Source organism: Maribacter vaceletii, from assembly GCF_003634105.1.
Classification (GTDB): domain Bacteria; phylum Bacteroidota; class Bacteroidia; order Flavobacteriales; family Flavobacteriaceae; genus Maribacter_B; species Maribacter_B vaceletii.
In genome coordinates this window covers 595719-609291 of the sequence record NZ_RBIQ01000007.1, presented here as the reverse complement: position 1 = coordinate 609291, position 13573 = coordinate 595719, and the positions used below count along the sequence as shown (strand labels likewise).

The 13573-nt window shown below is 31.4% G+C and carries 6 protein-coding genes; all 6 read left to right on the top strand.

Features of this window, described 5'->3' with window-relative positions; genetic code table 11:
• The first annotated feature begins 67 nt into the window (after positions 1-67).
• Positions 68-3100, top strand: coding sequence for a SusC/RagA family TonB-linked outer membrane protein (locus CLV91_RS02455; protein ID WP_121063626.1), 3033 nt, complete (start codon positions 68-70; stop codon positions 3098-3100).
• A 13-nt stretch (positions 3101-3113) separates the two neighbouring features.
• Positions 3114-4763, top strand: a complete 1650-nt coding sequence (locus CLV91_RS02450) for a RagB/SusD family nutrient uptake outer membrane protein (protein ID WP_170146688.1) — start codon at positions 3114-3116, stop codon at positions 4761-4763.
• A gap of 131 nt (positions 4764-4894) precedes the next feature.
• On the top strand, positions 4895-9052 hold the full coding sequence (locus CLV91_RS02445; protein ID WP_121063622.1) for a hybrid sensor histidine kinase/response regulator transcription factor: 4158 nt from the start codon (positions 4895-4897) through the stop codon (positions 9050-9052).
• A gap of 126 nt (positions 9053-9178) precedes the next feature.
• The gene (locus CLV91_RS02440; protein ID WP_121063620.1) at positions 9179-10381 is read left to right on the top strand and encodes a glycoside hydrolase family 88 protein; all 1203 of its coding nucleotides are present in this window, start codon (positions 9179-9181) and stop codon (positions 10379-10381) included.
• Entirely contained in the window at positions 10356-11933 is a 1578-nt protein-coding gene (locus CLV91_RS02435) for a DUF4955 domain-containing protein (protein ID WP_121063618.1), read from the top strand. Before CLV91_RS02440 ends, CLV91_RS02435 begins: the two co-directional genes overlap by 26 nt.
• Position 11934: 1 nt before the next feature.
• Entirely contained in the window at positions 11935-13509 is a 1575-nt protein-coding gene (locus CLV91_RS02430) for a sulfatase family protein (RefSeq protein ID WP_121063616.1), read from the top strand.
• Positions 13510-13573 lie beyond the last annotated feature (64 nt).

Here is a 13573-nt window from a genome sequence, read left to right as displayed (position 1 = left end):
AATTTTAATCTGGTTTTTTAGGTTTCTTTTGTTCATTTGGGGTATAACTAAATTAACTCATATAATTATGAAGAAAACCAAATTTAAAATTTTAAAACACAGTAAGACTTTACTGTGCTTATTAGGAATTTTTTGTTGCTTATCCTCTTTTGGACAAACAACATTACAAGGGATAGTTTCTGATAGTCAAGGGCCTTTACCAGGAGCAAACGTAATTGTAAAAGGTACAGCTAATGGTACGCAAACAGATTTTGATGGTAAATTTATTTTAAATAATGTTGATCAAGGGGCAACATTAATCTTTAGCTATATTGGCTTTAAAAGCCAAGAAGTAGAGGTTGGATCCCAAGCAAATATTAACATTACGTTATTAGAAGATTCAGAGTCTCTAGACGAAGTGATAGTAGTAGGCTATGGAACTCAAAAAAAGAGTGATTTAACAGGCGCGGTTTCTGTGTTAAAAGGAAAAGCAGTTACTGTAGCACCAACACCAAACCTTACTCAAAATTTATCTGGTAAGTTAACAGGGGTAATTTCTAGACAAGTTTCTGGTAACCCTGCAGGGGATAACAATAATGAATTTTTAATTCGTGGACAAAGTACATTTGGTAATAATAGTGCCTTAGTCTTAGTAGATGGTATTGAACGAAGTATTGATAGATTAGACCCTAATGCAATTGAAAGTATTACAATATTAAAAGATGCCGCTTCTGCCGCAATATATGGAGCAAGGGCAGCAAATGGCGTTGTTTTAGTAACTACAAAACGTGGTGCATCAGGAGCACCAAGTGTTTCTTTTAATAGTTCTATTGGTTTTCAATCTGCAACTAATGTTCCTGAGATGTTAGATGCAGGACAATTTGCTGAGTTTTTTAATGAAGCGAGAGTAAATGTTGGCGATGATCCTTTATTTACAGATGAGCAAGTGAGACAATACCAAGATGGTACATTGCCTAGTACTAATTGGTGGGATGAAGTTATTCGTAAATCATCCCCAATCCAACAATATGGACTTACGGTAAGTGGCGGAGGTGAAAAAGTAAAATACTTTACTAGTTTAGGTATGTTAGATCAAGAAGGGCTTTATGAAACATCATCATTTAAAAGATATAATGTAAGAGCAAATATAGATGTTGAATTAACTAATAGGTTTAAATTTTCTATTGATTTAGCAGGGAGAAAAGAAAACATTAGTGATTCTAGTAATTCTCCATTTAATGCATTATTAAATGCACAACCTACATCTCCTGCATATGTTCCAGACAGTATTGAGCCAGGTGGATTAGGATACAATGGAGTTAATATTAGCCCTATTGGTGAAGCTATACGTTCTGGTTATAATAGAACAGATTGGGCAGTTTTTCAAGGTAATTTAAAGTTAGATTATGATATTCCAGTAAATGGGTTGTCTGCTAGTTTTAAATATAGTTATGATCACTCTTTTAGAACTACTAAAAACTTTGAAAGACCATATACGTTTTATGTTTTTGATCCTGTTAATGATATATATAATCCCTTTCCAAGTATAACAAATATTAAGTTAGAAGAAGGGTATCGTAAGCCTATTAGACAAACTACGCAGTTCTTTTTAAGATATAACAAAGATTTTGGGAAACATAAAATAGGAGGTTTATTTGTATATGAGCAAGTAGATTTTAAAAGAAATGAAATTGAGGCAGGAAGACAAGGATTTATATCTCCGGCTTTAGATCAATTACTTGCTGGTGGAGCTGAGGGGCAAACATCTAATGGTAGTGCTTTTGAAGAGGCTAGGCAAGGATACATAGGGAGGTTTACTTATAGTTATGCGGATAAGTATTTATTTCAAGCAAATATTCGCCATGATGGATCAAACATTTTTCCAAAAGAAGGAAGGTGGGGTACATTTCCAGCATTTTCTGCTGCATGGAAAATTTCAGAAGAAAATTTCCTAAAAGATATTAACTTTATTCAATCTTTAAAAATTAGAGCTTCTTGGGGGCAATTTGGTAATGATAGGGTTTCTTCTTTCCAGTATTTATCGGCTTATGAATTTAGGCAAGGTTCTGTAATTGGAGGAGCTTACAACCCTGGTATTAGGGATACTGGTGTGCCAAACCCAAATATTACATGGGAAACAGCAACAGATAAAAATTTAGGAATAGATTTTAGTTTATTTACTGGCAAATTAACAGGAGAATTCAATGTATTTAATAAACGAACGGAAGATATTTTAAGACCTGTAGGAGATGTTCCAGATACATTTGGAGGTTCTTTACCAGATACTAACCAAGCAATAACTGAAAATAAAGGTTATGAATTTGCGCTAAACTATAAGAGTAAAATAGGGGAAGATTTTAGTTTTACAATTTCTCCTAATATTACAAAAGCAACTAATGAGGTTATTTTTCAAGCAGAACCAGAAGATGTGCCAGATAGAATTAGAAGAACAGGTAGACCATTTAATCAAATATATGGTTATACAGATGCAGGACTTTTTAAAACACAGGAAGAAATTAATAATTGGCCAGATCAAGATGGGCAAGGTAATGCATCTTTAAACACTGGCGATATTAAATATGTAGATTTAAATAATGATGATGTTATAGACGGAGAAGATATAAGCCAAATAGGAAAGAGTACTATTCCCGAAATTATATTTGGTTTAAACCTTTCTATGAATTATAAAGATTTTGATTTTAGTGCCAGTTTTCAAGGAGCAACAGGATTTAATTCCTACGCAGAACTTGGTGCCTTTAACCTAGGTAGTAACGCCATAGAAGAACGTGTAGTTAATGCTTTTAGAGAAGGGAATGAAAATGCAGCCTTTCCAAGAACTTATTTTAATGACCCACCAAATAATACTAAAACCTCTACATTTTGGATGATAGACGGATCTTATGTAAAACTAAGAAATGTTGAATTAGGGTATACTTTACCCAAAATAGTGCTTAATAAATTGGGTATTTCTACTTGTAGATTCTTTGTTTCGGGTAATAATCTTTTAACATTTTCAAAATATGATTTCTTTGACCCAGAAAGACCATCTCAGGGTAATAACAATGTACTTTACTATCCACAATTAAGTAGAATAAATTTTGGGTTTAATGTTAACTTTTAAAAAAAATAAGAAAATGAAAAGGACTAAAATATTATTAGCATTAATTGCTGTTTTTGTGATTACAATTTCTTGCGATGAAGATTTTTTAGAAAGAGAACCTCTAGATAAAATTAGTGATTCTGCTGTTTACAATGATGAAGGATATGTAGAAGCTACATTGTTTAGATTATATAATTATATGCCTATTGGGTTTCCTGGTAGAGGGCAATCTAACCAGCAACCAGGGAGAGATTCTAATGGGTTTACATCTATCTTAGACAACAATACGGATATTGCATTAACTAAAAGTGGATGGATTGAGTCTTGGAGACATATTAGACCAGGCAACATAACTCCTACAAATAATCCTTTAGATAATTGGAAAGAATGTTATGAGGGGATTTATCTAGCTAATCTAATATTATCCAATTTAGTAGAGGCCGATTTAGATGCAAATTTTAAAACAAGAATTATTGCTGAAGTAAATTTTGTAAAAGCATTTCAATATTTTGATTTAGCAAGACGTTACGGAGATGCTCCAATAATTAGAGAAATTCAATCTTTAGAAGAGGATTTACTTGTGTCTAGAGACCCAGTAAGTGAAGTTTATACATATGTTGATGAATTGTTTACTGCAGCAGCAACAGATTTACCTTCAAAGGCAAATTTACCAGATAGCGAAGTTGGTAGAGCAACCAAAGAAGCTGCATGGGCATTTAATGGTAGAGCTCAATTATTTGCTAAAAATTATGCCCGTTCTGCTGAATTATCTAAGATGGTAATGGACTCTGGAAATCATACATTAGCTGTAGATTATGAAGCACTATTTCAAAGTCACGGAGGAGATTCTGAAGCAATTTTTGAAGTTTTGTTTGATGGCGTAAATAAAGGACACGGTATGGATAGAATTATGCTTCCTTTTAGTTATAGATCAGACTGGGGGGCGCAATGTAATCCAACCCAAGAATTTGTAGATAGTTATGAGATGACTAATGGATTATCAATTTCAGACGCTGCTTCTGGCTATGATCCATTAAGGCCATATGAAAATAGAGACTCAAGATTTCATGCAACAGTTTTATACCAAGGAGCTGAATTTATAGGAAGACCTATGGATGTAATCTTTCCTGATGGTATAGATGCTCCATTAAGAACTGGATTGCACTCTATTACTGGGTATTATATTAGAAAGTTTATGGATCAAAGCGCTCCTTTTGGTGTTAATTTTGGAGAAAGTAAACAGAGTTGGATGGAAATGCGACTAGCTGAGGTTTTACTAAACTATGCTGAAGCTCAGAATGAAGCTGTAGGTCCAGACGCTTCTGTTTATAATGCTATTAATCAAGTACGTAATAGGGCTGGGCAGCCAGATTTAGCTGCAGGACTTTCTCAATCTGAAATGTTTGATAAAATAGTTCATGAACGTAAAATAGAATTAGCATTAGAAGGCCATAGGTTTTGGGATTTAAAACGTTGGAATATGGGTGTAGAAATTTTAAATGATAAAATATTTACTGGAATGAAAGTTTTAAGTGTTGATGATGTTTCTGGAGAAATGGAGTTAGAACGTTTCCCTGTAGACAATAGACCCACTACAGTATATTTTGAGAGGTTTAACTTGTTTCCTATACCGCAAAGCGAAATAGAAAAAAACCCTAACCTTACTCAAAATCCAGGGTATTAATATAGAGTTAGTTTTTTAATTTCATAAGCCCTTTTCATATTTTGAATAGGGCTTATTTTTCTTATCCTCTTAAATTTATACTGTTCTTTTAAAAAAAAGTATATATCTTTTAAAAATACGCAGACATAAAAATGAAAAAAAATAAAAACAGGAACTTTCGTGTTTTATTAAAACCTACTAAATATAGATTAGGAATACTGGTTGTATTTATTTTTTTCTTTTCTAAAATTTATTGTCAAGAAAGTAAATTTTATTCTGCGAAACTAAATTTTAAAAATATTACTACAAAAAATGGATTATCACAAAGATCAGTTGTAAAAATTCTTCAAGATAATCAAGGTTTTATTTGGTTTGGGACTAGGTATGGGTTAAATAAATTTAATGGAACAGAATTTAAAGTATATAACTATAGTTCAAAGGATAGTACAAGCTTAAGTCATAATAGAATTACATCTTTAACACTAGATAAAAAAGGGAATATATGGGTTGGTACAGAAACGGGACTAAATTTATATAATCCCCAAAAAGATAATTTTACTAGAATAAAAAAATCTAAAAAATTAAATACATATTATACTAGTAGTATTAGAGAGGTTGTAGCATTAGATACTACATATTTGTGGATTGCAACAAATAAGGGGTTAGATAAATATAATATACAAACTAAGGAATCTATTAGTTTTAGTAGTTTCGTAAAAGGCGGCTTACTTTCTAATGATATTACTTCTATCCTTCAAGAGAAAAAAGAAAATTTATGGATTTGTACTACAGAGAAAATTCAATTTTTCAATGCTAAAAATAATACTCTAAAAACATATGACTACCCTAGTGATAATAGCCCAAATGTCACAAAAAATTATACCACCAACTTATTTAAAGATTATGAAAATAATATATGGTTAGGTTATAATAATGGTTTAGCTTTCTTTAATAATGCAACAAAAACCTTTGAAGATTATACTATTAATGATAAAAAGATTTTCACTACTTCTGTTAGAGAAATATGCCAAGATAAACAAGGTTATTTATGGATTGGCTGTTATGATGGTCTTTACCAACTAAACCTTGAGAATAAAACTATTAATAAATATCAAAACGAGGTAAATAACCCTAAAAGTCTTAGTCAAAATTCTGTTTATAGTATTATTGAAGATGATAGGGGAGATTTATGGGTTGGTACTTGGGCAGGAGGTATAAATTATATAGACAAAAACTCCAACAATTTTATGACCTTTAATGTTGGATCCACAAATAAAAATTTAAACTATAAAGTTGTTAGTGCTATTGTAGAGGATAAAAATGAAAACCTTTGGATAGCTACAGAGGGAGGGGGGATAAATTTATACGACACAAAAAGTCAAGAATTTAAATTTTATACTCATGACCCTAATAAGAATAGTAGTATAATTACTAATAATATTAAAGCTTTAATATATAGTAATAATCAAAACTTTTGGATTGGAACCCATGGCAAAGGGCTAAGTTATTATAATACAAGGAATAATAAATTTACACATTTTGAAAATCTTAAAGAAAAATCTAATAGTATTGAGGATAATAAAATTACAAGTTTAGTAGAAGATGAAAATAGTAATATTTGGATAGGAACTAATAAAGGCGGGTTAAATTTTTTTAACACAAAATTAAAAACTTTTGAAAAAATTAAAGATGCAAACCAAATAGTAGGTAGCTCTATTTATACAATTACAAAAGCTAAAAAAAGTAACACGTTATACATTGGTAGTCAAAATGGATTGTCAAAAGTAAATATTGCCACTAAAGAACTGGTGAAAATTAATTATAAGGGGGCTCAGAAAAATACATCATTTTCGGTTAACCAAGTAATTAGTATTTATGAAAGTAATACTAATGTTTTATGGATTGGTACAGAGGGAGATGGTCTTTATAGTTACAATTTAAAAACACAAGAAAGTAATAATTATGGTATTAAAGATGGCTTATTAAATGAAGTAATATATGGAATATTGCAAGATAATATGCAAAATATATGGGTAAGTACTAATAAAGGAATAAGCAGAATAAATATACATACTAAAGAGGTTAGAAATTTTGATGAAACTGATGGCTTACAGGGTAACGAGTTTAATTATGGCGCTTGTTTAAAAACAAAAAAAGGAAATTTAGTTTTTGGTGGTACAACTGGGTTTACCATATTTGATCCAAGTAAGATAATTGAAAAAGACACCTATGTAGCTCCAATAGAATTTACGGGATTTAAAGTTAGGAATAAACCTTTTTTAAAAAGTGTAGATGAGTCTGAAGTAATTAATTTAACCTATGATCAAAACGATTTTAGTATTGATTTTGTTGCACTTGGTTTTGCGCATCCAAAAAAGCATCAATTTGCTTATAAATTAGAAGGCTTTGATGCTAGTTGGAATTTTATAGGTAATAAAAGAACCGCTACATATACTAATTTAAACCCTGGGAAATATGTTTTTTATTTAAAAGCATCTAATGGGTATGGGGAGTGGAATAAAACCCCTAAAAAGATAGCAATAAATATAAAAAACCCTTATTGGAAAACGTGGTGGGCATATTTGGGATATATATTAATTGTTACCACCTTAACATTAATAATTAGAAAATATACATTATTAAGAATAAAAGATAAAAATCAATTACAACAAGAAAGAGAAAATAGAGAAAAAGTAGAAGAGTTAAATGGTTTAAAACTGCAACTTTTTACAAATATTTCTCATGATTTTAGAACCCCTTTAACATTAATTATTGGCCCTTTAAAACGTTTATTAGATAAAAATACTGGGGATGGAGTTTTGCAAAATCAATTGGCAGGAATGTACCGTAATGCTAATATATTACTACAATTAATAAATCAACTTTTAGATTTTAGAAAAAGTGAATCGGGTAAATTAAAACTATCTGTTAAGAAAAGAAATATTGTTCCTTTTCTGGAAAATATAAAATTATCTTTTGAGGAGTTGGCTCAAGAAAGAAATATTAATTATCAATTTACATCAAAAAATGATAATTATAATATGTGGTTTGATGAAATTGAAATGAAAAAAGTAATTTTAAATATTTTGTCAAACGCATTTAAATTTACGCCATCCAATGGTAAAATTATAATTTCTATTTCTTGTGAACTTAAAACTTTAAAAATTGTCATTTCAGATACGGGGAAGGGGATAAGAGAAGAGGATCTTCCACATGTTTTTGATAGGTATTTTCAGCTTGGACAGCATCATGAACTTCGATCAGGTACTGGTGTTGGTTTGGCACTAGCAAAAGATATTGTTTTATTACACCATGGAGAAGTATTGGCAGAAAGTGTTCTTGGCAAAGGCACAACATTTACAATTTTATTGCCAAAGGGGAATTCTCATTTTACAGATGATCAATTAAACTTAACTACAACAGAGTTTAAAAACAATTTAGATATTTCATTACCTTATAATCCATCTGTAGTTAATATTGGTTGGGTAAATGAAAAAGATGAAATACAAGAAGTAATTATTGATGAGGATTTGCCAACTATTTTACATGTAGAAGATAATAAAGAAGTAAGGATATTTGTTAAAGATATTTTTAAGGAAGAGTATAATATTCTGGAAGCACAAAATGGAGATATAGGCTTAAGTATTGCACAAACTAATAAAATAGATATAATAATTAGCGATGTAATGATGCCTAAGATGGATGGTTTAGAGTTTTGTAATGCTATAAAATCAAATGTATCTACCAGTCATATTCCTGTTCTTTTATTAACTGCTAGATCTTCTTCAAAAGCTCAAAAAAGCGGTTTTAATAGAGGAGCAGATGCCTATGTAACAAAGCCCTTTGATGCTGAAGTCTTAAAAATGCAAGTGCAGAATGTATTAAAGTCAAGGAAAAGCTTGATAAAAAAGTTTAAAAAAAATATACTTTTAGAACCTAAAGAATTACAATTAGAATCACCAGATGAAGAACTACTAAAAAAAGTAATGAGTATTGTAGAAGAAAACTTATCAGATTCTAGTTTTATGGCTGCTACATTAACTGAAAAAGTTCATATGAGTCAATCTGTCTTATATAGAAAATTAAAAGCCCTAACGGGGCAATCTATATCAGAGTTTATAAGAACCATCAGACTAAAACGTGCTAGTCAATTATTATTGCAATCTAATAGAGGAGTTGCAGAAATAGCGTATGATGTAGGTTTTAATGATCTTAAATATTTTAGGAGGTGTTTTAAAAAAGTATTTAATGCTACCCCATCTGAATATAGAAAAACTAAGTCCATACAAAGTTCCTCAATAGATATTTAAATACTTTGTGGTTATTTTCCTTATGGCAGGTATTTTAAACGCATTGCACCCCTTATTATCACTAAAAGTGCCCCTAGAATAGTAGCATTTTAGAAGATATTTGTATAGCTAACTAAATATTAAATAATGAGAATAGTAAAAATTACAATGGTATTGTTGGTTTGTTTGCAAATAGCTTGCTTAGATACAAAACCTAACTTATCTAAAGTAACTGTAGAAAGGGAGTTAAAAAATGCTGAGATACAATTAAACCTGTTAGTTAAAGAAGCAGAAACTGTAAATCGTATTCCTAGAACATTAAATAAAGAAGGAGAAATGCATTGGGCAAGAGAAGATTTTGACTGGACAGAAGGGTTTTTTCCTGGTTCTTGTTGGTATCTTTTTGAAGCTACAGGAGATAAAAAATGGAAGACCGCTGCAGAAAAATTTCAAGGACAATTTGAAAATCATAAATATTTAACAACTAATCATGATCTTGGCTTTGTTTTTAATTGCTCATACGGTAATGGCTTTAGATTAACTAATAATGAGGCTTTTAAAGATGTTATGATTACGGCTTCAAATTCCTTACTTACACGTTTTAATCCAAATGTTGGTTGTATTAAAAGTTGGGATGTAACTGGAGGTTGGCAAAAAGAAAGAGGGTGGATGTTCCCTGTTATAGTGGATAACATGATGAATTTAGAATTGTTATTTGAAACAAGCAAATTAACAGGAGATTCTAAATATAAAAAAGCAGCAATAATACATGCAAACACTACAATGAAAAATCATTTTAGAGATAACAATAGCTCTTTTCACGTAGTAGATTATGATCCCAAAACGGGAGAGGTAAGAAACAAACAAACCGCACAGGGTTTTTCTGATGATAGCTCATGGGCAAGAGGGCAAGCATGGGGGCTTTATGGTTATACGGTGTGTTACAGATATACTAAGGATAAAAAATATTTGGACCAAGCTCAGAAAATTGCAGATTATATTCTAAGTTATAAAGGGACACCAGAAGATGGTATTCCTTATTGGGACTATAATGCAGAGAATATTCCAAATGAGCCTAGAGATGTTTCGGCAGCAGCAATTACGGTTTCTGCTTTAATAGAGCTAGATGAGTATTCTAAAGTGAACTATAAAGCTGCAATTGATAAAGTTTTAGGTTCATTAGCAACTAATGAATATACAGCTGCATTAGGAAAAAATCATAATTTTATATTAAAACATAGTGTAGGTAGTATTCCCCATAATAATGAAATTGATGTGCCATTAAATTATGCAGACTATTATTATTTGGAGGCTTTATTAAGATATGAAAATCAATATAATACCAAATAAAATGAGAATTAATAATTTTGTAGTTTTAGTCGCTTTATTTGCTGTGTTCGGATGTAAAGCCCAAAAAGAATCTGTTTGGGATAATTATGTAAATGCCTCAAAAAAAGGGCAGGAGGCTATACTTCCTAATTTCTCTTTTGCAGGTTATAAATATTCGGAACAACCAATCCCTAGAGTTAATTATCCCGTTTTTAATGTTGTGGATTTTGGAGCAATCCCAAATGACAATTTATCAGATAAAGACGCATTAAATAAAGCAATAAAAGCAGCGTCGAAAAAAGGAAAAGGCATTATTTATTTTCCTAATGGAAGGTATATGATAAATACCGGTAATGATGATGAAAGTAGTATAAAAGTACAATCTTCTCATATTGTCTTTAGAGGAGAAAGCCAGGCAAATACTATTTTGTTTTTTGATAAAGATTTGTCACCAGCGGATCCAGAAAAATTATGGACAGTACCCGCTGCTATAAAAGTTTCAGTGGATGAGAAATCTAAAGTATTAGCAAATGTTACAGGGAATGTAACTAGAGAAACGCATAGTATAGAAGTGGACAATAGTTCTGCCATAAAAAAAGGGGATTGGGTAATATTACAGGTAGAAAATAATAGTAAAGATTTAGTTGCTTACGATGTGCAACCATTAATTCCAGACCCAGAATGGACAGCACTTTTAAACGATGGTGTTCAAGTAAATGAGCGGCATAAAGTGGAGAGTGTTATTGGTAATACAATAACTTTTGTGGAGCCAATACATTATGATGTTACTGCAAAGCATAAATGGAAGATTAAGAGTTTTCCACATCTAAATCATGTGGGTTTTGAGGAGATTACTTTTGAGGGTAATTGGACTAAAGATTTTGTGCATCATCGTTCTGCGCAAGACGATGGAGGTTGGACAATTTTAAGTATTAGTAATGTCGTAGATTCCTGGGCTAAAGATTGTACATTTAAAAATGTTAATGCTCCTTTAAGCTTTTCTGGAGCTGCTGCCAGTACAGCTTTAAATATTACTATTTCAGGGAAAATAGGACATAGTTCTGTACATGCTGCAGGCGGCTCAACTGGAATTTTAATTGCAAAAGTAAATGACATGGCAGGTATGCACCATGCCGTAGGAGTAGCAGGTGGGAGTTCCTCTGCAAATGTTATATGGAGATGTAAATTCCCAGCCCATACTTGTTTCGAGAGCCATGCTTCGCAACCGCGTTGTACTTTATTTGATAAAGTTGAAGGAGGTTTTTTTGCGGGTAGAGGAGGAGGTGCACGTTTTAATTTACCAAATCATGGGAGGTATTTAGTATTGTGGAATTACAAAGAGATTGATGAAGCAGAAGAAGATTTTAGATTTGTAGCAATAGACAGTTGGTATTGGAGAATAGTACCTCCAATAATAGTTGGTTTTCATGGTTCAGGAACCACTTTTAAAGAAGATGAGGTGCAAATATTAGAGAGTTTAGGCGCGCCTGTAAAACCAGAATCTTTGTTTGAAGAACAATTAAAATTACGCCTTGGGCACCTTCCAGAATGGGTATTAAAAGAAAAAAAATAAGATGAAAAATGTACTAACACTGTTTTTAATTCTACTTGCTTTCACAAATTGTGAGGATAAAACTAAAAAGGAATCATCTATTAAAAAAAAGGTAGTAAATAAACCTAATGTTTTAATTATATACCCAGACCAATTACGAAGATATAGTGCTGGTTTTTGGTCTAAAAAAGAATATGCTAGCTATGTAGTAGGTAAGCCAGACCCAGTAATAACTCCTAACATAGATAAACTTGCAACTAATGGTATTGTTTTTACAAATGCCATAAGTAATTACCCTCTTTGTAGTCCTGCTAGAGGAATGCTTTTAACAGGAATGTACCCTGAGCAAAACGGAATTTGGAATAATTGCAAGGTAGGTAGAGAAGAAAGTTTAAAAGATGATGCAAAAACAATTACAGATGTTTTTTATGAAGCTGGTTACAATACTTCTTATTTTGGTAAATGTCATTGGTTAAAAAATGATGCTTTATTTGATGAAAAAGGAAATTATATTGGTACAACTGAAGCTCCAGGAGGGCATCATGTAAATAACTATGATACCTATGTTCCGCCAGGGCCATCAAGACATAGTATAGAATATTTTTATCAGTCAATGAAAGATTCACATTATGACCCACATATATATTCTAATGATCCAGCTACTATAAATGGAAAGAAAGATGGTGAATTGCATTTACCTAAAATATTTTCTACCAAAAATGAGGCCGATAAAATTCTAGATTATTTAAAGAACAAAAGGAGTCAGAGAGAGGAGAAGAAACCTTTTTGTATGATTTGGTCTATTAACCCACCACATAACCCATGGGGAGATGATAACACAGATATGGAAGCTCTTAAATCTCATTATGGAGAAGATAAATACCCTGTAATTGATACTTCTTTAGTAGTTCGCGAAAATGCAGATTTAAAAGTGGCAGATTATGCACGCCATTATTATGCTAATGTTACTAGTGTAGATACGCATGTAGGTAGAGTATTAGAAGAGTTAAGAAAAATGGGAGAATTAGACAATACGATAGTTATTTATAGTTCTGATCATGGCGAAATGTTAGGTAGTCATGGGCGAACAGGTAAAAATCAATTTTTAACAGAGGCTATGGCAATACCTTTTATTGTACATTGGCCAAAGGGTTTAAAGAAAGGGGTAAATGAAACATTATTTAGTGTTCCAGATGTTTTGCCTACGCTTATGGGGTTGGCTGGTATGTCTGCTAATATTGAGGAGAAGGTAGAAGGAATAAATTTTGCCAATAATTTACTAAACCCGAATACTTATAATGTGAAAGAACCAGAGTCTGTACTACTTATGTTAGGGAATTCTAGAGGGGTTTTAACAAAGCAATATACTCTTTGGTTAGAAGAAGATAAATTACCATGGGATAAAAAGAAAGGAACTAAGTTGGCGCAATCTTTTTTGTATGATAATTTAAACGATCCTTACCAATTAAAAAAAATTCCAATAAAAGAACTGCCAGAAATATCTAAAGTATTGCTAAAAGACTTGGGTGTAATGTTAAAAAATACAAATGACCCTTGGTATCAAGAAAATCTATATGCAGATACTATAATTTATTAAAAATTACATTTTAAAAATAAAAAGTTGCGAGGAAATATTTTCTCGCAACTTTAATTAACACACA

Excerpts from the sequence above, each read along its gene's own strand:
- CLV91_RS02455 (WP_121063626.1), top strand. The coding sequence starts at position 68 with ATGAAGAAAACCAAATTTAAAATTTTAAAACACAGTAAGACTTTACTG.
- CLV91_RS02450 (WP_170146688.1), top strand. The coding sequence starts at position 3,114 with ATGAAAAGGACTAAAATATTATTAGCATTAATTGCTGTTTTTGTGATT.
- CLV91_RS02445 (WP_121063622.1), top strand. The coding sequence starts at position 4,895 with ATGAAAAAAAATAAAAACAGGAACTTTCGTGTTTTATTAAAACCTACT.
- CLV91_RS02435 (WP_121063618.1), top strand. The coding sequence starts at position 10,356 with ATGAAAATCAATATAATACCAAATAAAATGAGAATTAATAATTTTGTA.
- CLV91_RS02440 (WP_121063620.1), top strand. The coding sequence starts at position 9,179 with ATGAGAATAGTAAAAATTACAATGGTATTGTTGGTTTGTTTGCAAATA.
- CLV91_RS02430 (WP_121063616.1), top strand. The coding sequence starts at position 11,935 with ATGAAAAATGTACTAACACTGTTTTTAATTCTACTTGCTTTCACAAAT.